Origin of the sequence: Bradyrhizobium sp. SZCCT0148 (assembly GCF_018129985.1) — a bacterium.
Classification (GTDB): domain Bacteria; phylum Pseudomonadota; class Alphaproteobacteria; order Rhizobiales; family Xanthobacteraceae; genus Bradyrhizobium; species Bradyrhizobium japonicum_H.
This window is the reverse complement of sequence record NZ_JAFCKT010000004.1, coordinates 300,697-321,020: the sequence shown is the minus strand read 5'-3', so window position 1 is coordinate 321,020 and position 20,324 is coordinate 300,697. Positions and strand designations below refer to the sequence as shown.

22 protein-coding genes and 2 pseudogenes are annotated in these 20,324 nt (G+C 65.4%); 20 read left to right on the top strand and 4 right to left on the bottom strand.

All coding sequences use genetic code 11. The features are described 5' to 3' along the window. Nucleotides 1–158: 158 nt before the first annotated feature. The 5 genes from JQ580_RS16260 (at nt 159) to JQ580_RS16240 (ending at nt 6,181) form a co-directional block, all read left to right on the top strand. Entirely contained in the window at nt 159–347 is a 189-nt protein-coding gene (locus JQ580_RS16260; protein WP_106950456.1) for a hypothetical protein, read from the top strand. Between the two features lie 14 nt (nt 348–361). Then, nucleotides 362–1,123, top strand: coding sequence for a hypothetical protein (locus tag JQ580_RS16255; protein WP_212281064.1), 762 nt, complete (start codon nt 362–364; stop codon nt 1,121–1,123). A 219-nt stretch (nt 1,124–1,342) separates the two neighbouring features. Then, nucleotides 1,343–4,747 (top strand): CHAT domain-containing protein, encoded by a 3,405-nt coding sequence (locus JQ580_RS16250; protein WP_212281063.1) that lies wholly within the window; start codon nt 1,343–1,345, stop codon nt 4,745–4,747. Nucleotides 4,748–4,776: 29 nt separating this feature from the next. Beyond that, on the top strand, nt 4,777–5,220 hold the full coding sequence (locus JQ580_RS16245) for an Ig domain-containing protein (protein ID WP_212281062.1): 444 nt from the start codon (nt 4,777–4,779) through the stop codon (nt 5,218–5,220). 196 nt (nt 5,221–5,416) lie between these two features. Next, a complete protein-coding gene (locus JQ580_RS16240; RefSeq protein WP_212281061.1) occupies nt 5,417–6,181 on the top strand; it encodes a hypothetical protein in 765 nt (254 codons plus the stop codon). A gap of 89 nt (nt 6,182–6,270) precedes the next feature. Here JQ580_RS16240 and arsB read toward each other — a convergent pair whose 3' ends face one another. The 3 genes from arsB to JQ580_RS16225 are packed head-to-tail and all read right to left on the bottom strand — an operon-like array spanning nt 6,271 to nt 8,211. Beyond that, nucleotides 6,271–7,326: an ACR3 family arsenite efflux transporter gene (gene arsB / locus JQ580_RS16235; RefSeq protein ID WP_212281202.1), complete on the bottom strand. Its 1,056-nt coding sequence runs from the start codon at nt 7,324–7,326 to the stop codon at nt 6,271–6,273. Nucleotides 7,327–7,328: 2 nt separating this feature from the next. Beyond that, nucleotides 7,329–7,856, bottom strand: coding sequence for an arsenate reductase ArsC (locus JQ580_RS16230; RefSeq protein ID WP_212281060.1), 528 nt, complete (start codon nt 7,854–7,856; stop codon nt 7,329–7,331). Then, a complete protein-coding gene (locus JQ580_RS16225; RefSeq protein WP_212281059.1) occupies nt 7,849–8,211 on the bottom strand; it encodes an ArsR/SmtB family transcription factor in 363 nt (120 codons plus the stop codon). The genes JQ580_RS16230 and JQ580_RS16225 overlap by 8 nt, the downstream gene beginning before the upstream one ends. Before the next feature lie 123 nt (nt 8,212–8,334). Between JQ580_RS16225 and JQ580_RS16220 the strand changes: the two genes are divergently transcribed. The 13 genes and pseudogenes from JQ580_RS16220 to JQ580_RS16160 all read left to right on the top strand — a co-directional run bounded on the left by JQ580_RS16220 (nt 8,335) and on the right by JQ580_RS16160 (nt 18,673). Beyond that, entirely contained in the window at nt 8,335–8,652 is a 318-nt protein-coding gene (locus JQ580_RS16220) for an ArsR/SmtB family transcription factor (protein ID WP_212281201.1), read from the top strand. A gap of 53 nt (nt 8,653–8,705) precedes the next feature. Then, nucleotides 8,706–10,078 (top strand): annotated as a pseudogene (locus JQ580_RS16215) (NAD(P)-binding domain-containing protein). Further along, a pseudogene (locus JQ580_RS16210) lies at nt 10,075–11,262 on the top strand (MFS transporter). Before JQ580_RS16215 ends, JQ580_RS16210 begins: the two co-directional pseudogenes overlap by 4 nt. Nucleotides 11,263–11,317: 55 nt before the next feature. Next, nucleotides 11,318–12,493 carry an MFS transporter gene (locus JQ580_RS16205; RefSeq protein ID WP_212281200.1) on the top strand — a complete coding sequence of 392 codons (1,176 nt, stop codon included), beginning with the start codon at nt 11,318–11,320 and terminating at the stop codon, nt 12,491–12,493. Nucleotides 12,494–12,636: 143 nt separating this feature from the next. Continuing rightward, on the top strand, nt 12,637–12,951 hold the full coding sequence (groES, locus tag JQ580_RS16200; RefSeq protein ID WP_212281058.1) for a co-chaperone GroES: 315 nt from the start codon (nt 12,637–12,639) through the stop codon (nt 12,949–12,951). Between the two features lie 36 nt (nt 12,952–12,987). Further along, entirely contained in the window at nt 12,988–14,607 is a 1,620-nt protein-coding gene (groL, locus tag JQ580_RS16195; RefSeq protein WP_212281057.1) for a chaperonin GroEL, read from the top strand. Between the two features lie 108 nt (nt 14,608–14,715). Next, nucleotides 14,716–14,919, top strand: coding sequence for a hypothetical protein (locus JQ580_RS16190; RefSeq protein WP_212281056.1), 204 nt, complete (start codon nt 14,716–14,718; stop codon nt 14,917–14,919). A 210-nt stretch (nt 14,920–15,129) separates the two neighbouring features. After that, a complete protein-coding gene (locus JQ580_RS16185; RefSeq protein WP_212281055.1) occupies nt 15,130–15,588 on the top strand; it encodes an Hsp20 family protein in 459 nt (152 codons plus the stop codon). An 81-nt stretch (nt 15,589–15,669) separates the two neighbouring features. Next, complete coding sequence (locus JQ580_RS16180) at nt 15,670–16,161, top strand: Hsp20/alpha crystallin family protein (RefSeq protein WP_212281054.1); 492 nt, start codon at nt 15,670–15,672, stop codon at nt 16,159–16,161. Nucleotides 16,162–16,242: 81 nt separating this feature from the next. After that, complete coding sequence (locus JQ580_RS16175; RefSeq protein WP_212281053.1) at nt 16,243–16,584, top strand: hypothetical protein; 342 nt, start codon at nt 16,243–16,245, stop codon at nt 16,582–16,584. Further along, the gene (locus JQ580_RS16170; RefSeq protein ID WP_212281052.1) at nt 16,578–16,721 is read left to right on the top strand and encodes a hypothetical protein; all 144 of its coding nucleotides are present in this window, start codon (nt 16,578–16,580) and stop codon (nt 16,719–16,721) included. The genes JQ580_RS16175 and JQ580_RS16170 overlap by 7 nt, the downstream gene beginning before the upstream one ends. Continuing rightward, nucleotides 16,718–17,827: a trypsin-like peptidase domain-containing protein gene (locus JQ580_RS16165; protein WP_212281051.1), complete on the top strand. Its 1,110-nt coding sequence runs from the start codon at nt 16,718–16,720 to the stop codon at nt 17,825–17,827. Before JQ580_RS16170 ends, JQ580_RS16165 begins: the two co-directional genes overlap by 4 nt. A 135-nt stretch (nt 17,828–17,962) precedes the next feature. Next, the gene (locus tag JQ580_RS16160; protein ID WP_212281050.1) at nt 17,963–18,673 is read left to right on the top strand and encodes a sulfite exporter TauE/SafE family protein; all 711 of its coding nucleotides are present in this window, start codon (nt 17,963–17,965) and stop codon (nt 18,671–18,673) included. 52 nt (nt 18,674–18,725) lie between these two features. Here JQ580_RS16160 and JQ580_RS16155 read toward each other — a convergent pair whose 3' ends face one another. Next, on the bottom strand, nt 18,726–19,133 hold the full coding sequence (locus JQ580_RS16155; protein WP_212281049.1) for a GFA family protein: 408 nt from the start codon (nt 19,131–19,133) through the stop codon (nt 18,726–18,728). Nucleotides 19,134–19,450: 317 nt separating this feature from the next. Here JQ580_RS16155 and JQ580_RS16150 point away from each other — a divergent pair, with 317 nt between their 5' ends. Beyond that, nucleotides 19,451–19,876, top strand: a complete 426-nt coding sequence (locus JQ580_RS16150; RefSeq protein ID WP_212281048.1) for a hypothetical protein — start codon at nt 19,451–19,453, stop codon at nt 19,874–19,876. Between the two features lie 38 nt (nt 19,877–19,914). Further along, nucleotides 19,915–20,295, top strand: a complete 381-nt coding sequence (locus tag JQ580_RS16145; RefSeq protein WP_212281047.1) for a hypothetical protein — start codon at nt 19,915–19,917, stop codon at nt 20,293–20,295. Nucleotides 20,296–20,324: the final 29 nt, after the last annotated feature.

Here is a 20,324-nt window from a genome sequence, read left to right as displayed (position 1 = left end):
TCGATTTGAAGCGATGTCGTGCCGCTGCGGGACGCCGCGGCCCGCCCGTGCGGTTACTGTTCCACCGCGATGTTTACACCCCGTTAACCATGAACTGATCTTAATGAATCCATGTTGCACGGGCGCGCATGATCGCGCGGCAATTGAAGAGAGCTGACATGGGGACCATCATTGAATTTCCGGCCGGTCGCCGGGTGGGCTCGTCCGGGGATGTCGCTCCGCGCGCGGACATGGGAACGATCCTGATCCTTCCCGTCATCCGTATCGAGCGCGAGGCCGACGCCACCAGCGGCGATCACGGGCCGGAGCAGGGCACAGCGCCGGGGCGCCGTCGTCGCCGTCGTTGATTCCGGACTTCGCAATGCCGGACACCATCCGCCAGATCCGGTCTGTCCTGTCGGGCGTCTTGCTCGCGCTTTCGGCTGCGAGCCTCGCGGCCTGTAGCGGCGGCGATTTCGGCCGCACCCGCGAGAGCATGCGCAGCGACGACATGCATCGCTGGCTGGGCGCGGAGGTCACCGGCAGCGTGGGTCTCAAGCCGTCGCAGTTCCAGTTGACCGACGAGGAGCGCCAGCTGCGCGACCTCGCTTATCCCATGATCGAGCCGCCGCTGTCGCGCCCCGCCTGGAAGAGCGTGTTCGGCGACTACAAGGCGATGCCCTCGCCGTGGCGACAGAAGATCGTGTTCGACCGCACCATGTACGGGCGCACGCTGATCGACGAGCCGCACCGCTCGCATTCGTCGCGCTATGCGCAGCTGATGGAGGACGTGCGCAACGACATCACCCGCTTCGAGCCGTTCTTCGCCAGCGCGATCCGCGTCATCGATCTCGACAGGAAGCGCAATGCCAGCATGGCCCGCGTCTCCGCGCTCTCGCCGCGGGAGAGGGACGACGCGGTCGCGCGCATGCAGGAGAATTCGCTGATCGTGCAGTGGGTGCAGCAATGCCTGGAGCAGCGCATCTCGTCCTACCGCTGGGCGCTTGAGCGTCTGGTGATCCAGGCCCCCGACGGCTTGGCCGCCGACGCCGACCGCCTGATCGGCGAGCTCGCCGCCCAGACCGCCAACCCGCCGGTCCAGGCGCAACCGCCTTATGGACGTGCGGTGGTCTCGAAGGGCTGATCGCGGGAAGACCGCGGCCTGAGGCGGGGCCATCTCCGTGCCGATCGGCCCGACCCGGTCCGCCTCCATTCGCCCTCGGAATTCGGGGCAGGCCCTGCCTTGCAAGCCCTCATCCCGGTTGAGACATCACGTGGGAACCATCATTTGGCTTGTCCTTCCGAGCCGGATGGCTAGGATTATTTCGTTTTCTTCAAGTCATTTGCCCAAAGGTCCTTAGAGATGCTCCTAGACGCCCCGCGTCCTTTGAAGAGCCGTCCGGACGTTTCCCACCGCACCCTGCTGGCTCTCGCCATCCTGCTCGGCACCACCGGCTCGGCCGCCGCCCTCAGCAAGGAAGCGGCGGTGGAGAATTGCCGAATGACCATCGGCAAGCCGATCGTGCAGGCCTGCATGCGCGGCGGTGGCGGCGCCAGTCTCGAAGCCTGCCGCGCCAAGGCCTCGCCGCAAGTCAGGGCCTGTGTCATGGCGGCGCTCAATGCCGCCAACGGTCGTGCCAACGTGGCCGTCGAAATTCCCAAGGAAGCGGCGCCCAAGCTCGAGGCAGGTGCCGCGCTTCCAAAGGACTTCGTCGCACCGCCCCGCAGCATCGCCGATATCACGGCGATCCTGGACGGCGACAAGCCCGACGAGAAGATGATCGCGGAATTGAGGTCGGACGCCGATGCCGTTCCGACGGGGAAGGAATCCCGCGCGGATCTCGCCCAGCTCTATTTCGACCGCGCCAACGCACGCGCCCAGCTCGGCCGGCTCGCCGAAGCGATGGCGGACGCCGACAAGGCCGCAGAGCTCGGGCGCGGCGCCGTCAGTCCGAACCTGCTGGGCCGTATCCTGCAACTCCAATCCCTGCAGCACGCGCTCGCAGGCGATCCGAAGCGTTCGCTGGAGATCATGCAGCGACTGCTGCGTGAATCCGCCAGCATGCCCGGCGCCAAGGGGCTGCAGTTCAACACCAACCGCGGCATCGCCAGCGTTCTCATCCAGATGGGTGACGTCGCTCAGGCCGAGGGCTATCTGCGCCGCAGCCAGACCGCGATCCAGGAGGCCCGCACCAGCGGCCATCCCAACTGGCGAGCGTCCTATGCCAAGTTCGGCCAGAGCTGGGAAGGCGAGCTGGAGCTGGGTCGTGCGCTGATTTTCGAGGCGCGCGGACAGTTCGCCGACGCCGAGGTCGCCTATCGCAATGCCGAGCTGCGCAAGCGCGCGAGCACAAAGGCGATTCTGGAAGGCGACAATCCGCCCGCCGAAACCATCCTGTTGCAGGCGATCGACGGCATCATCCTGAACCAGGCGCGCATGAAGGCGAAGCAGGGCCGGCTCGCCGAGGCCGAGGTGGACGCACGCCGCGCGCTGCTGTCGCGCCTGAAGGATACCGGCAAGTACAATTCCGTCACGCCGCGTTTCGTGATGGGGTTCGCGGGCATCCTGGTCGACCAGGGCCGGTACGAGGAGGCCGAGAAACTCGGGCGTGTCGCGCTCGAAATCAATCAGAAGGTGGGCGTGCCCGAGGATTCGCAGGCGACAGTGCAATTGCTGTCGCAGCTCGCCGGCATCCTCACCCTGCGGCGCCAGAATGCCGAAGCGAACGCGATGTTCGCGCGGATCGACAAGGCCGTCGCCGGCTGGGATCCGCAGCGCCGTCAGGTGTTCGAGCTCAATCCGTCTCGGATCCTCTCGCTCTATGGTTCGGGTCAGCTGGACGCAGGCATTGCCGCTGCCGAGCAGCTCGTGAAGAAGCAGATCGCCCGGGTGGGCGAAAATCATTTCGACGCGGCGTCCGCCCGTGGCACGCTGGCCATGGGCCTGATGCGCGCACGCCGCGATGCCGAGGCGATCCGCGAGTACAAGGCCGCCATTCCGATCATGATGGCGGGCGCCAACGAGAACGCCGATGACGAGAACACGACGGTGGTCGCCGCGCGCAGCCAGCGGCTGCAGGCCATCGTCGAGAGCTATCTGGTGCTGCTGGCGAGGTCCGAAGGAGCCGGCAAGGACATCGGAGAAGAGACGTTCAGCCTCGCCGACGCCATCCGCGGTCGTTCGGTGCAGCAGGCGCTGGCGGCGTCGAGTGCGCGCGCGGCCGCAAAGGACCCCGCGCTCGCCGAGCTCGTGCGCAAGGAGCAGGACCTCACCAAGCAGGTCAACGCCCAGCTCGGCACGCTCAACAACGTGCTCGCGCTTCCCGGGACCGAGCGGGACGACAAGGGCGTTGCGCAGATCCAGGCTTCCATCGCGGCATTGCGCTCACAGCGCGACAAGGCGCGGCAGGAGATCAAGCAGAAATTTCCGATCTACGCCGATCTGGTCTCGCCCAAGCCGCCGAGCGTAGCCGAGATCCGCGCTACGCTAGCGGACGACGAGGCCATGCTGTCGTTCTATTTCGGTCAGAACGGCAGCTTCGTGTGGGCCGTGCCGAAATCGGGGCCGGTGGCGTTTGCGGCCGTGCCCGCCAAGATCGGCGACATCGAGAGCAAGATCCGCAAGCTGCGCGAAGCGCTCGAGCCGCAGGCAGCGATGATCTCGGACATTCCGCCGTTCGACCTCGCGCTCGGCCATGAGCTGTACGAACTCCTGCTCAAGCCGGTCGAGAGCGGATGGAAGCCGGCCAAGAACCTGATCGTCGTGACCAATGGCGCGCTCGGGCTGCTGCCGCTGTCCCTGTTGCCGACGGCGAGGGTCGAGGTGGCAGCCGACGAGGATCCGCTGTTCATCGGCTATCGCAACGTGCCGTGGCTGGCGCGGACCCATGCGGTTTCGACGGTCCCGTCGGCGGCGGCCTTGCGCACGCTGCGGCAATTGCCGCCCGGCAAGCCCGGCCGCGGCGATCTCGTTGCCTTCGGCGACCCCTATTTCAACAGGGATCAGCAGGCCGAGGCTGACGGCGCCGGGGAGAAGGTGCAGGTCGCCGATGCCGGCGGCAACGTCACGCGCGGCGGTCCGCTGAAGCGGCGCAACAGTCCCAAGCTCGACGGCGTCGACAGCGCCGAGCTCGGCCTGCTGCCCCGGCTTCCCGATACCGCGGACGAGCTGAAATCGATCGCGCTGGCGCTGCAGGCCGATCCCTCGAAAGTCCTGTTCCTCGGCAAGAGCGCCACCGAGAGCGCGGTGAAGACCATGAATCTGTCCGGCTTCCGGATTTTGGCCTTCGCCACCCACGGCCTCGTTCCGGGCGAGCTGAACGGGCTGACGCAGCCGGCGCTCGCTCTGTCCTCTCCTGCGGTGACCGGCGAAGGCGGCGACGGGCTTTTGACCATGGAGGAAATTCTCGGCCTCAAGCTCGATGCCGACTGGGTTATCCTTTCGGCCTGCAACACCGGTGCGGGTGCCGGGGCCGGGGCCGAGGCGGCCTCCGGACTTGGCCGCGCCTTCTTCTATGCCGGAACGCGTGCGTTGCTGGTGACGAACTGGTCGGTGCATTCGCAGTCGGCGCGGCAATTGGTGACGGATCTTTTCAAGCGGCAGGCCGACGATCCCAAGCTGTCGCGCGCCGAAGCGTTGCGGCAGGCCGCGATGGCACTCGTCGACGGCCCCGGCTATCTCAACAGCGAGGGCAAGACGGAGTTTGCCTATGCCCATCCGCTGTTCTGGGCGCCGTACACGATCATCGGCGATGGCGGCTTGCGGTAACGGACAGGCAGGGGAAAGGTGGACGGACGATGAAGCGGAAGTTCTTGTTGGGCGTCGTGGCGGCAGCTTTGTTGCTTTCGGCACCTTCGCGCGCCACGCCATTGATCACCGAGGAAGAAGCCAAGCTGCCACCTCCAAAAGGCGCGGTCGCGGCCGACCGGCGCGGCATCCTGCGCGGCCCGAAGGTCGAATTCATCTCGCCCGGCGAGTCGGTCAGCTCTCCAATGCCGCTGGTGCTGAAGTTCGAGTCGTTCGGCGGAGCGAAGATCGATCCGGACTCGGTCAAGGTGCTTTTTCTCCGGACGCCGAATGTGGACCTCACGGCGCGGGTGAAGCCCTTCGTGAAGGCCGAGGGCATCAACATGCAGGACGCCGAGTTGCCGCCCGGCGAATACACGGTGCGCGTCGACGTCAAGGACAGTGACGGTCGGCCCGGCACGACCATCTTCACGCTGAAGGTCGCGCCTAAGTGACGTGTCCCTACTGCTGCTCCGGGACCGCGGAGGGGGCGCTGGTTTGCGGCGCCTGCGGGCGCGACATCGCCGTTCCCGCCACATTGGTCGCGGAGCGGGACGACCTGCTGCGCAAACGCGAGGAATTGCGCGATGAGCTGAGACGGGCGAGGGACGAGGTCGAGGCGATCAACAGGCGAAGGAAGTCTCGCTAGCGATGGAATGTCCGTTCTGCGCCGAGACGATCAAGGATGAAGCGATCGCGTGCAAACACTGCTCGCGGGACCTGCGCGTCGTGAGGCCGATGCTGCTCGAAATCGAAGACATCGTTTCCGATCTGGACAAGCTCAGGCGCGATCTCGACCGTGTCAATGTCCGGCTCGAACGCTACAATAATCCGCTGCGCTATTATGGTGCACATGCCGTGCTCTACATCGCCGTGCCGTCGCTGTTGCTGGTGATTGCGCATGTGCTCGTGACCATCACCTTCAACGTCTCGCCGATTCCGCTGCGGATCGCCTCGATCGCGATACCGCTCCTGTTCGGCTTCGTGGCCTATCCCCTGCATCGCGTCTTCACCCTGACGGCGTTCGTGCTGGCTTTCCTGATGGCGCTGGTCAGCATCTTGGCGATGCTGACGGTGACCGGCGTTCACGACCACGTTCCGATATTGCCGGAAGCCTGGATCGAATGGCGCGAAGTATTCGAATATGGCGCCAGCATCCTGCTGGCCTTCGTCTCCGGAAACATCTTGAGCGTGGTGATCTTCCAGGTGCTGCCCCGGGTGCTGACGCAAGGCGGCAAGCCGAACGCGTTTGCTTTCCGCGTAGCGCGCCTGTTGGGGCAGCATGTCGGCGAAGAGCAACTGCGTCGTCGCGCCCGCTTGATCCAGGACCTCATGCAGACCGTCGGTCCGTTGGCGGGTGTCGCCGCGACCGGCATAGGCTCCATCTATGCAGGCTTGAAAGGCTTGCTCGGATAAACCCGGGCTTTGGTTTCGACGATCCGCATACGGAGCAGCGGATCAGTTTTGGAGCTCAGTGTGTTCGCGATGCCCAAATGGTCTGGGCCTTACGGACGGGCTTCCACCCCCGTTGGGGCTCGGCTCGCGCCGGCTTCGTACCAGCCCCTTGTCGCCTTGACGATGCGGACGACGGACAGCATCACGGGTACCTCGACGAGCACGCCGACCACGGTCGCCAGCGCGGCGCCGGAATCCAGGCCGAACAGGCTGATGGCGGCAGCGACCGCCAGCTCGAAGAAGTTGCTCGCGCCGATCAGGGCCGCCGGAGCTGCGACGCACCAGGCCACGCCAAATCGCCGGCTCAGCCAATATGCCAACCCCGCATTGAGATAGACCTGGACGAGGATCGGCACGGCGAGGATGGCAATGACGAGCGGCTGCCTGACGATCTGCTCGCCCTGGAAGCCAAACAGCAGCACCAATGTCGTAAGGAGCGCTACCAGCGAAACAGGCTGGAGCTTCCGCATGATGCGGTCGAAGCTGGCGGCGCCGCGTCGCATCAGCGCCTTGCGCCACAGTTGTGCGACGATCACGGGAACCACGATGTAAAGCAGGACGGAGAGCAGCAGCGTGCTCCAGGGGACGCTGATCGAGGCCACGCCGAGCAATAGCCCTACCAATGGCGCAAACAGGAACACCATGATCACGTCGTTCAGGGCGACCTGGCTCAGCGTGTAGTGGGGCTCTCCCTCGCACAAATTGGACCACACGAACACCATCGCGGTGCAGGGCGCGGCCGCCAGCAAAATCAAGCCGGCGATGTAGGACGAAATCTGGCCGGCCGGCAGCAGCGGTGCGAAGAGGTGGCCGATGAAGAAGGAGCCGAGCAGCGCCATCGAGAACGGCTTCACGGCCCAATTGATGAAGAGGGTGACGCCGACGCCGCGCCAGTGCTCCCGGACCTGGCCGAGCGAGCCGAAGTCGATCTTCAGCAACATGGGCACGATCATGAGCCAGATAAGCACTGCGACCGGCAGGTTGACCTTGGCGACCTCAGCGGCGGCGATGGCTCCGAAGACGCCGGGCAGGACGTGTCCCAGTGCGACGCCGACGACAATGCAAAGTGCGACCCACAGAGTGAGGTATCGTTCGAAGATGCTCATCGTCACGCTACGTCGTCTCGGCCGGATGTCGCGCCATCGGAGCGGCCGATCTCGCGCAGCTTGGTGCCGAGCGATAGCCTGTCGATCTTCCTCAACGGCAGGTTCACGAAGGTATCGATCCGATTCTTGAGATAGCGGAACGCCGTGACGAACGCCGCCTGCTTCTGCAGCTCGGAACCTTCGGCCGCGGCGGGGTCTTCAATGCCCCAATGCGCCGTCATCGGCTGGCCCGGCCAGATCGGGCAGGCCTCGCCCGCTGCGTTGTCACAGACAGTGAAGACGAAATCCATCACGGGCGCGTCGGCGCTCGCAAACTCCAGCCAGCTCTTCGAGCGAATCCCGTCGACGGGGTAGTCCATGGCCTTGAGCGTGCTCAGCGCGAGCGGATGCACCGTGCCCTTTGGCGTGCTGCCGGCGGAATAGGCGTGAAAGTGGTTGGCGCCGTCTTTGCGAAGGATCGACTCGGCCAGGATCGATCGCGCCGAGTTGCCGGTGCATAGAAACAGCACATTGTAGATCTGGTCAGACACGGCTTCGCTCCTTTCGTTTCGGCGAGCAGCAGGATTGCAATGTTTCGACGACGGGATCGCAGACCTCCGGTCGCCCGCCGCAGCAATCGCGAAGCAGGAAGAGCGTCACGTCGCGGAATTCGCTGAGATTGGCGCGGTAGACGATCGAGCGGCTGTGCCGCTCGGAGGAGACGAGGCGCGCCCGGCTCAGGATCGCCAAATGCGCGGAGAGCGTGTTCTGGGGAACCTCCAGCAGGCGGGCGAGGTCGCCGGCAGCGAGGCCGTCGGGCTCGTGCCTGACCAGCGTGCGGAACGCCTCCAGACGGGTGGACTGAGCCAACGCGGCGAGGGAGAGGACGGCATCTTCATTTTCCATATATCCAGATTTATGGAATAGACGAGGAGGCGTCAATCGGAAATCTCAATTCCTACGGTCATAATTCGAATATTCTAGAAATATGGTTTGACAGACGGCGTGAACAAGCGCACCATGAGGATCATGAAGATTGCTGACGCAGCAGCGCGCCTGGAGGCACTGGGTAATCAAACCCGGCTTCAAATCTATCGGGCGTTGGTCCGTGCCGGGCATGCCGGCATGCCGGTCGGTCGCCTTCAGGACAAGCTGAAGATCCCGGCGTCGACACTGTCGCATCACATCAAGACCCTGGTCGCGGTCGGCCTCGTCAGCCAGACCAGGGAATCGACCACCCTGATCTGCCACGCCAACTTCGATGCCATGCGCGGCCTCGTCGATTTCCTGGCGGCGGAGTGCTGCGCGGACGAAGTCGGATGCAAGGATAAGCAAACGGCCGCCTGAAAATTTTTCGGTTCAGTTTATTCGATGATTCTAGAAAGATGGGAGAAGTCGCAATGAACGCCGGAACAGACGTCAAGACGGTCGCCATCATCGGAGCCGGGCCGGTTGGCCTCGCTGCGGCTGCGCATGTTCTCGAACGCGGCATGTCCCCCATCGTGATGGAGGGTGGCCCTGAAGCCGCACATGCGGTCCGTCAGTGGCAGCACGTCCAGCTGTTCTCGCCGTGGGAATACAATATCGACAAGGCGGCAGCGCGCCTGCTCGCACCGACCGGCTGGAATTCGCCGGATCCTCACGCCTATCCGACCGGCGGCGAGCTGATCGAGCGATATCTCGCGCCGCTCGCAAGCCGTACGCCGCTGCGCGACACTATCCGAACGTCGAGCCGGGTCACGGCGATCAGCCGCGCCGGCTTCGACAAGGCGAAAACGAAGGGCAGGGGGCAGGCACCGTTCGAGATCCGCTATCAGAATGGCAAGGGGCCCGAGGTGCTGCGCGCCGATGCCGTGATCGACGCGTCAGGTACGTGGTTCTCTCCCAATCCGCCGGCAGCAACGGCCTGCCCGCGATCGGCGAACGCGAGCACGCGGGCCGCATCGCCTACGGCATGCCGGACGTGCGCGGCGCCGATCGCGCCCGCTATGCCGGCAGGACCGTTGCCGTGCTCGGTGCCGGTCATTCCGCGCTCGGCACGCTGATCGATCTCGCTCAGCTCGCGGACGAGGCGCCGGGCACGCAAGCGATCTGGCTGTTGCGCGGCACCGATCCCGCAAAGGCCTTCGGCGGCGGCAGCAATGACAAGCTGGCCGCGCGCGGCGCGCTGGGGTCCACCTTCGCCGCGCTCGTGGCTGCCGGCAAGATCAAGGTCGCGACCGGATTTGGCGTGACGCATGTCTCGGAGTCCGAAGGCCGCCTCAGGATCTCGGCGGGCGCCTGTTGCGGCGCGCAGAGCGTTGTGGCGGACGAACTTGTGGTTTCGACCGGCTTCCGGCCTGACCTCTCGTTCCTGTCCGAATTACGGTTGCGGCTCGATCCGGCCATCGAGGCGCCGGTCGCGCTCGCGCCGCTGATCGATCCCAACGAGCATAGCTGCGGCACGGTTCGTCCGCACGGCGCCCGCGAGCTCGCGCATGACGAGCCTGGCTTTTATCTGGCCGGCATGAAGTCCTACGGTCGTGCGCCGACCTTCCTGATGATGACCGGATACGAACAGGTCCGTTCCATCGTCGCCGACATCGCCGGTGACAAGGAGGCCGCGGCCCGCGTCGAGCTCGTGCTGCCGGAGACCGGCGTCTGCACGCGCGGCGGTGTCGAGGCGGCGGGTGCGGGATGCTGCGGCGGTCCTGCGAAGGCGGAGTTGTCAGCCTGCTGTGCTGCCGATGAAACTGCCAAGACGGAAGGTCGCGCGGGGTGCGGCTGTTCATGACGCAGGTCCCGGCGGGCCGGGAGACAGGCCCGCTCGCAGTTGTCGTCGCACTCGGAACCGCGCAAACCATCGCGTGGGCATCGAGCTATTAGCTTCCTGCCATCCTGGCGGCGCCGATTGCGCGCGATCTCGGTCTTGCGCCGACCTGGGTGTTCGGCGCGCTCTCGGGAGCACTCGTCATCTCCGGCCTGCTCGGGCCACGCGTGGGGCACGCCATCGATACGTTCGGAGGGCGTGGCCTGCTTGCGGTCTCGAACCTCATGTTTGTGGCAGGCTTGCTCCTCTTGTCCGTGGCTCACGGCGTGGTGGTGCTGGTTACAGCCTGGGTGTTGCTCGGCATCGGCATGGGCATGGGCCTCTACGAAGCGGCCTTCGCGACGCTTGCGCGCATCTACGGCAGCAACGCGCGACGAACCATCACCGGCATCACTTTGATCGCGGGTTTCGCCAGCACCCTCGGCTGGCCCTTCACGACGTGGCTGGCCGCCGAGTACGACTGGCGCGTGGCCTGCCAGGTGTGGGCGGCGATTCACATCTGTCTGGCGCTGCCGCTCAATCTGTCTCTCCCGCGCGCCGTTCCTCTGGACCAGCAGCCTCGGCCGGACCCGGGCGCGAGCGAAAGATCCGGACGGCAAAGCGAGACGTTCGCGATGGTGCTGCTGGCTTACATGTTCGCGGCAGCAAGCTTCGTCAGCTCAGGTGTCTCGGCCATTCTGCCGACCATGCTGGTGACGTTCGGCGCGACGCCGGCACAAGCCCTGCTCGCAGGCGCCTTGGTCGGGCCCGCACAGGTCGGCGCCCGCCTCCTGGAAGCAGGGTGGCTCGGTCGGTTTCATCCGCTGTTGTCGGCACGCCTCGCCATGCTGATGAATCCGATCGGCGTGGTTGCATTGGTTGCGGGCGGCCCCTTGCTCGCACCGACTTTCACGGTGCTGTATGGCGCAGGCAACGGCATCATCACCATTGCCCGCGGCACGCTTCCTTTGGCACTGTTCGGGCCGGCGGGATTCGGCCGGCGCGTCGGCATGATCTCGCTGCCGTCGCGGGCGACCGGGGCGCTCGCCCCGCTCGCGCTCGGAGTGATGGTGGAGCAGTTTGGCAGCAGCGCGCTCTGGATCAGCGCGCTGGCCTCGATCTCCGCGTTTTTCGCGCTTCTGTTGCTACGTGCAGACCAGACAAAATAGGGACGGAGGGGAGGCGAGTATTCGGAGTGTGAGCGGGGGATCGCTGATCGCGGTGATGTGTATCGGCCAGCTCGGCAATCTGCTGCCGCACGTGACGCTGTCCGCGAATCTGGCGCAGCATCTGATGCCGGCGTGGGGGCTGTCTGCCGCCGAGGGCGGGCTGATGGCAAGCGGCTATGCGTTCGGCTACATGCTGGCGGTGCCGGTGCTGACGACGCTGACCGATCGCATTGACGCGCGGATCGTGTTGCTGTGCGGCTCCATGGTCAGCGGCCTAGCGACCATAGCCTTCGGCATTTTCGGCCAGGGGTTCTGGTCGGGCACGCTGATCTGGTCGCTCTCGGGACTGGGCTTTGCCGGCGCCTACATGCCCGGCCTGAAGGCGTTGACCGACCGGTTGCCCGCAGGCGACCCCTCGCGGGCGGTGACGCTGTACACGTCGAGCTTCTCGGTCGGCGTCGGCCTGTCGTTCCTCGTCGCACAAGTCCTCGCCGATCGCTGGGGATGGCGGACTGCGTTTTACGTCACCGGCGTCGGCCCCATCGCGATGGTGATCGCGTGCCTTCTGATGGAGGGCCATCGGCCTGCCCCGAGGACGGGACGGCTGCTGAATTTCGCACCCGTGTTCGCCAATCGTGAAGCGCTCGGCTACATCCTCGGCTACGGCGCGCATTGCTTCGAGCTCTACGGCATCCGAACCTGGCTGGTCGGCTTCTGGACCTTCGTCGTCGCCCATCAGGGCGCGCCGTCCTGGCTGACGCCGGTCGTCGTGAGCTTCGTCTTCGCCGTGATCTCGATGCCCGCCAGCATCCTCGGCAACGAGGCGGCGCTGAAGTTCGGCCGCCATCGCGCCATTACGATCGTGATGATTACCTCCGCCTGCGTCGCGCTGCTGCTGGGCTTGAGCGCGACGGGGCCGGCCTGGGTGCTGGCGCTGCTGCTTGTCGTCTACGGCCTCACCGTTCCCGCCGATTCCGGGGCGCTCACCGCGGGCATGTCGGCCGCTGCCGTCAGCGAGCATCGCGGCGCGACGCTCGCCCTGCACTCGACCGTCGGTTTCGGGCTGTCGGCGCTGGGCGCCTGGGGCACCGGGGCCGCGCTCGATGCCGCGGGCGGTCCGCAGAGCGCGAGCGGCTGGCTGCTGGTCTTCCTCGTTCTGGCCGCCGGGATCGCATCGGGACCGCTGGCCCTGCGCTGGGCCCGCCGGCACCAGGAGCGGGCAGCGGCGTGACGCCGCGGTCGTGGCATCGCGCTCAAAAATTTTCCCACCCGCCTCTTGAACCGAAAAAATCGCGCGCCTAGGTCGTTCTCCGCCCGGGGGCCGGTTCCGGCCTCGGGATTTGGACATCGCTTAACCTGTGAAGGAGGGTGTGCATGCATTTCCGTCCATTGCACGACCGTGTGCTCGTGCGCCGCATCGATGCCGAGGCCAAGACCGCCGGTGGCATCATCATCCCGGATACCGCCAAGGAGAAGCCGCAGCAGGGCGAGATCATCGCCGCGGGCCCCGGCGCGCGCAACGAGCAGGGCCAGCTCGTGCCGCTCGACGTCAAGCCCGGCGACCGCGTGCTGTTCGCCAAATGGTCGGGCACCGAGGTGAAGATCGACGGCGAGGAGCTCCTGATCATGAAGGAAAGCGACCTGCTCGGCGTGGTCGAGACGACCGCCACGCTGAAGAAGGCCGCCTGAATCTGACAGTCATCGAATGGAAAGGAGTTTTGCAACATGGCTGCCAAGGACGTGAAATTTGCGACCGAAGCCCGCGAGCGCATGCTGCGCGGCGTCGACACGCTGGCCAATGCGGTGAAGGTGACGCTCGGTCCCAAGGGTCGTAACGTCGTCATCGAGAAATCGTTCGGCGCGCCGCGGATCACCAAGGACGGCGTCACCGTCGCCAAGGAGATCGAGCTCGAGGACAAGTTCGAGAACATGGGCGCGCAGATGGTGCGCGAGGTCGCGTCCAAGACCAACGATCTCGCCGGTGACGGCACCACGACGGCGACCGTGCTGGCGCAGGCGATCGTCAAGGAGGGTGCCAAGGCCGTTGCGGCCGGCATGAACCCGATGGACCTCAAGCGCGGCATCGATCTCGCCGTCGAGGCTGTCGTCGGCGATCTCAAGAGCCACGCCAGGAAGGTCACCTCCAACGCCGAGATAGCTCAGGTCGGCACCATCTCGGCCAATGGCGATACCGAGATCGGCCGCTTCCTGGCCGAGGCCATGCAGAAGGTCGGCAACGAGGGTGTGATCACCGTCGAGGAGGCCAAGAGCCTTCACACCGAGCTCGAAGTGGTCGAGGGGATGCAGTTCGACCGCGGATACGTATCGCCTTACTTCGTCACCAATGCGGAGAAGATGCGGGTCGAGCTCGAGGATCCCTATGTCCTGATCCACGAGAAGAAGCTCTCGGGCCTGCAGGCGGTGCTGCCGTTGCTCGAGCAGGTGGTGCAGTCCGGCAAGCCGCTCCTGATCATCGCCGAGGAGGTCGAGGGCGAGGCGCTGGCGACGCTTGTCGTCAACCGGTTGCGCGGCGGGCTGAAGGTCGCCGCGGTCAAGGCGCCCGGCTTCGGTGATCGCCGCAAGGCGATGCTGGAAGACATCGCGGTCCTCACCGGCGGCACCGTGATCTCGGAGGATCTCGGCATCAAGCTCGAGAACGTCACCGTCAAGATGCTCGGCCGCGCCAAGAAGGTCGTGATCGAGAAGGAAAACACCACCATCGTCGATGGCGCCGGTGCGAGGAAGGACATCGAGGCGCGCAGCCAGCAGATCAGGGCGCAGATCGAGGAGACCACCTCGGACTACGACCGCGAGAAGCTGCAGGAGCGGCTCGCCAAACTCGCCGGCGGTGTCGCGGTGATCCGCGTCGGCGGCGCCACCGAGGTCGAGGTCAAGGAGCGCAAGGACCGCGTCGACGACGCGCTGCATGCGACGCGGGCTGCAGTCGAGGAGGGCATCCTGCCGGGCGGGGGCGTTGCCTTGCTACGCTCGCTCAGGGCACTCGACGGCGTCAAGACCGGCAATGCCGATCAGAAGGCCGGCGTCGACATCGTGCGCCGTGCCATCCAGGTGCCGGCGCGCCAGATCGTGCAGAATGCCGGCGAGGATGGTTCGGTCGTGGTCGGCAAGTTGCTGGAGCACCAGGACTACAATTGGGGCTTCAATGCCGCGACCGGCGAGTACCAGGACATGGTCCAGGCCGGCGTGATCGATCCGGCCAAGGTGGTTCGCACCGCCTTGCAGGATGCGGCCTCGGTCGCCTCGCTGCTGATCACCACGGAAGCGCTGGTGGCTGACAAGCCGAAGAAGGCCGAGGCGGCACCGGCACCGGCCATGGACTACTGAGGAGCGTGCGAGCCCGGCGGCAACGTCGGGCTCGCAGTTCGAAACGGGGATGCTGCGACCTCGTGCGCGGACTGTGGCCGCCATCGAGGCTCGTGGCGCACGTATGCCATGCGCTATCAAGACATCTTACGCGGCGCCCCGGCGGGCGCTGCGCTCAGCTTCCTGATGGAGAGCGAGCAGCGCGTCATCGCGCATTGCGACCGGCTGCTCGGCACGCCCGATCTTCCGGAGCAGGACCGGAACCGCCTGTTGAGGCTTCGCGGGGAGGCCGAGGCCCGGCTCGGCCGACTGACATTCGCTGCGGCGGCTTGAGCCGCTGCAGCCGCCGCCGTGACACGTCTGCTGGGCGTCGCCCAAAAAAAATTTGCGGGCCCTCTTGAAGTCTTTTCTCCATTTTCTAAGTCGTTTTTCGCCGCGAGAGCGGTGTGCCGGACGCCGGATCGGGTCCGGTACGGGCGCCGGACCGGTCGTTCGCCGTCTTGCGCTCCTTCGTATCCATCTTGCTCTCAGGAGGACTTGGCTATGAGGACATTAGACTTCGCGCCGCTATGGCGCTCCACCATCGGCTTCGATCATTTGGCCGACCTCGTCGATTCGGCGCTGCGCCAGGCGACCGAGGACAACTACCCCCCCTACAATATCGAACGCTCCGGCGAAGATCATTACCGGGTCACATTGGCAGTGGCCGGATTCGGCGTGCAGGATATCGCCGTGACGGCTGAGCAGAACGTGCTGACGGTCGAGGGCAAGAAGCCCGAAGGTGCCGCGCGCGAATATCTGTACCAAGGTATCGCGGCCCGTCCGTTCAGGCGCGTCTTCAACCTTGCTGACTATGTCCAGGTCGAGCAGGCCTCGTTTCAGGACGGTCTGCTGATCATCGATCTGGTGCGCGAGGTGCCGGAAGCGGTGAAGCCGCGCCGTATCGAGATCGGAACGGCGGCTTCTTCTTCGCCTCGGATCGCGCAGAAGCAAGCGGCCTAAGCGCAATTGGAGCATCGCGATGGGACGTGCGGCGCGCGAGGCGTCAGCACTCCCTTCCCCATGAAAGAGTGAGGTAGAACAATGGCTATTCGTGATCTGATTCCGTGGTCGAAACCCCAGCAGCTCGCGCCCGCGCGCGACAGCTTCGATCCGTTTCTGACCCTGCACCGCGAAATGAACCGTCTGTTCGACGATGTGTTTCGCGGCTTCGGCAGCCCGGCCCTGGCGCCGTCGATGGAAGGTCGCTTTGCCTGGCCGAAGGTCGAGCTCAGCGAAACCGACAAGGCGTTGACCGTCTCGGCCGACTTGCCGGGGATGACCGAAAAGGACGTTCAGGTGGAGATCGCCAATGGCGTCCTGACCATCCGCGGCGAGAAGAAGGCCGAGCGCAATGGCGAGGGCCGATACTTCAGCGAACGCTATTACGGCGCCTTCGAGCGTCAGATTCCGGTCGACGACGTGCTGGAGGACAGGGCCGAGGCGTCGTTCAAGAACGGCGTCCTGACCATCTCATTGCCGAAATCGGACAACCCGCGTGAAGGCGTGAGGCGCATCGCTATCAACACGCAGTAACCTGAGAAGGAGACGGCCGCGTTCGCCGCCGTCTCCTTCGACACCTGTCCCTTGGAAAGGAGAGAAAAGGGAAGCACGACGATGACGAACACCAACGCAAATGCCCGCAATCTTCATCCGGTCTTCCACCCTGCCGCGCACTATGAGTCTCCCACGAGCGTCCTGACCGATGGCGAGCTTTCGACGCCGGAGAAGCGCATCATCCTGTCCTCCTGGGCGTCCGACATGTATGCGGTCGAATCCTGTCCGGCGTTGCGCGAAGTCCCCGGCATGAGCCACACAATCCGGCTCGCCGACATTCTCGCAGCGCTGCGCCAGCTCGATGGCGACAACGACAACGACGATCCGCCGCGGGGCGGCGGCGTTCCGATGCGGCTGCGGCGGCCTTGGGCCGCCGCGTCAGGGAGAGTGGCGCGATGTTGACCCCCACCGTGATGGCGCTCGTGATGCTGAACCATGCCGCGGCGGCGTTCGCCGCTCCCTTCCTCGCCTTGCAGGGCGCGTTGCTCGCGGAGGCTGCCTCGCGCACCTCGGACGCTGCGCAGGGAGAGGTGCGATGACGATCCGCACCCTGCGTCTGCTTCTCTTGACGATCGTGATGCTGGCGATCACCGCCTCGCAGGCCGGTGCACAGGTCCCCGATCTCAAGCTCGGCGGAACCATCCCCACGCTGGCGCCGTTGGTGCGGCAGGTGACGCCGGCGGTCGTGAACATCTCCGTGCACGGCCGCGTCCGCGAGGACAATCCACTCTACCGCGATCCGATCTTCCGCGAGTTCTTCGATGTGCCCCGGCAGATCGAGAAGGAGGTCAACGCCACCGGCTCCGGCGTCATCGTCGACGCCGTACGAGGCTATATCCTGACCAACAATCACGTCGTCGAAGGCACGCCCGGGGTGCAGATCACCACCAAGGACGGCCGGCAGTTCTCCGCCCGGGTGGTCGGCCGCGATCCGCCGACCGACCTTGCGGTGCTTCAGATACGCAACCCCGCGGGTCTCAAGGCCTTGTCGCTCGGCGACAGCGATGCCCTGGAGGTCGGCGATTTCGTGCTGGCGATCGGCAATCCGTTCGGGCTCGGCCAGACCGTGACGTCAGGCCTCGTCAGCGCGCTCGGCCGCACCGGCATCGGCAAGCAGGGTTATGAGGATTTCATCCAGACCGACGCCGCGATCAATCCCGGCAATTCCGGCGGGGCGCTGGTCAGTTTGCGCGGCGAACTGATCGGCATCAATTCGGCGATCATCTCGCCCGCCGGAGGCAACGTCGGCATCGGCTTCGCGATTCCCGTCAACATGGCGCGGCGGGTCATGGAGCAGATCATCGCAACCGGTCACGTCGAGCGCGGCCGCATCGGCGTCTCCCTGCAGGACCTCACGCCGGCCCAGAACAAGGGACGCAACGAAGGCGCTGTCATCGCCGAGGTCGCGCCCGACTCGGCCGCAGAGAAGGCGGGTCTGCGCAAGGGCGACATCGTCGTCATGGCCGATGACCGGCCCATCCGCACCTCCGCGCAGCTCCGTAACAAGATCGGCCTCGCACGCGTTGGCCAGAACGTGAAACTCACGGTGGAACGCGACGGCGCGCCGGCCATCGTCGTCGTCACGGTGGCGCCGCCGGCGGAGCCGAGCACGGCCTCGGTCAGCGGCAATCGCCGCCTGCGGTAAGGCGAGCGACGACTTGAAACCTGGCGTCTCGCTGGCGATCGGGACCAAGGAGCTGCCCAGCCATGATTGACGGCATGCAACGAGACTTTGACACAGCGCAATGCCGTCAGGGACAAAATCGGTTGACTCTCCGGAATGTTCGATTTCGACCAGCCGCTATTCATCGCCGGGCTCCTGCTGGGCTTTTCCTCGAGTCTGCATTGCTTCGGCATGTGTGCAGGCATTGCTTCCTCCCTGCACTTCGCCGCCGACTTCGGTTCGGACCGGCCGCGGCAGGGTCTGCTGACGGCGACGGTGCTGATCAACGCGGGACGCATCTCGGCCTACATGCTGGCCGGCGCCACGGTCGGCGCGATCGGATCCAGCGTGTTCGGATCCTTCGACCAAGCATTCGCCCATGCGATCCTGCGCTGGGCCGCAGCCGCGGCTCTCGCCTGGATCGGACTATCGATGCTCGAAGTGCTGTCGCTGCCGGCGTGGCTGTCGCGGCTGGCTGCGGCCGTCAGCGCCAGGATCGGCACGGCCGCACGTGCGACGAATTTACCACCGGCGCTGGGACTGTTCGTCAGCGGCGCGGTCTGGGGCTTTCTGCCCTGTGCCATGGTCTACGCGGCCTTGTTCTACGCCATGCTGACCGGCTCGTCGCTCGGGGGCGCGATGGCGATGAGCGGCTTCGGTCTCGGCACACTTCCGGTCCTGCTCGGATCCGGGTTGGGACTTCCATTGCTGAGGCGACGAGCGACCGCGGGATGGCTGAGAAACACGGTCGCGCTCGCCATCATCGCTGTGGGCATCGTCAGCGCCGGCGTGTCGCCGTCGACCTTGGCCGTGTGGTGCCGAACCTGACCGGCTTGCCGACGTCTTCAATCGTCGGCCGCAAGCGGTGCCGGTTCCGCCGCTATGGCTGCGGCGGATAGCGCTCGAACGTCGGCAGTTCGTGCGCGTGCTCCATCCAGCGAAGCCGCTCGGCAACCTGGATGTGCATCGTCGCCGGCACGGCATCGGGATCGTCGTAAGTCGCGCTCTGGATGTCGATGACGCCGGGCAGCATGTCGGCATTGATGTAGAACAGGCCGGTGCCGCAATGGCCGCAAAAGTGTCGTCGTCCGTGTTCCGAGGAACTGTAGACCTTGGGCTCGCCCTTGGTCACCTTGAGCGCGCTCTCCGGATACATCGTCCAGCCGACGACGGGGGCGCCGGCGTGGAGCCGGCAATCGCGGCAGTGGCACAGCGCATGCACGATCGCGTCGCCCTCGACCTCGTAACGGATTGCGCCGCAGTGACAGCCGCCGCTGATGGTGCTCATTCGTTTCTCCCGATTCAAGAAGGCAGGTATCGCAGATCGATAACTCCCGAGATGCGCGGCTTCAACGACGCAAGCGATTTGAAGTTGCGTCCTACTGTCGCTTGACAGCTGCTGCCACGCCAATCCTTCGACGTGAAACCTTCGGTGCCAAGCCTTTGGTGCCAAGCCTTCGGTGACAGGCCTCCGGAGTCGTAGCGTCGCCAAGTGACCTGCAGCGCCGGTTGTCCACACCCACGACCGGCAGTATCGAATTGCGGATCCCGCCTACCAGCTATCGATAATTTGCCAGCGCCGTCGGGTGCGGCTTTGGTTGCGGCATGAGCACCAAATCACGTGAGGTCATCTGGAGCGGCCGAATTCTGGGTGCGGAAATTTCGGCCAAGCACGCGCGCGAGGAGGCCAGAAAGGCCGTTCGTGAGGCCGACCGCGCTGAAGCCGAAGCCTGGTCGGTCAGGATGGAAGGCTACGGAGGTCCATCACAGCCGTCTCCGACGATCGCGCAATGCCTCAACGGTGGCATGGGCTGGCTCGAGGTCGAGTGCAACAGGTGCAAGGCGCGCGCGAGCCTGCCGCTCGATGCGATCCGTCGTCCCCGCGATACGCCGATCTGGAAGCTGGAGGCTTCGCTCAAGTGCCGGTCATGTCGGAAGGGACGTTCCGCACCGCCGGTCCACATGATCAAGCTGACGGCCACGCGAAGCATCACGCCCTACAAATGGGTGCACCCGACCGAGGAGAGATAGGTCCGCGCGGGCTACCCGTCATCTGAACCATCCGCTCGATGATAACGACCAAGAGCCAAGCTTCTCACCAATCGCTGCGCCAAATGGCCTGGAACACAGGCAAGTTGGACAGCGCTTTGAAAGCCGACCGGAGAGAGATCGTGTTCGACGTTATGGTGAACCTCCTGGTCGGTCTGTCCTTCGGCTTTCCCGCTGTGCCTTGGCTCTTCGGTGCGCGATGGGGAACGAGAGGCGTTTGGCTCAGCACGGGATTTGCCGTCGCGATCCTGCTGTGTCTTTTTCCCGTCCTGTTCGGGTTTGGGTGTGGCGACTGCGGGCAGGGCGCGATTGCCATCTTCGTGCTGGTGCCGATCTGGATTGCCGCGGCATTGCTGACGGTCGCTTCGGCTGCGTTTGCTCACTTCAAATTCGCGCGCTGACGTCCGCAGGTCCGCCCCCCGCTCTTGCT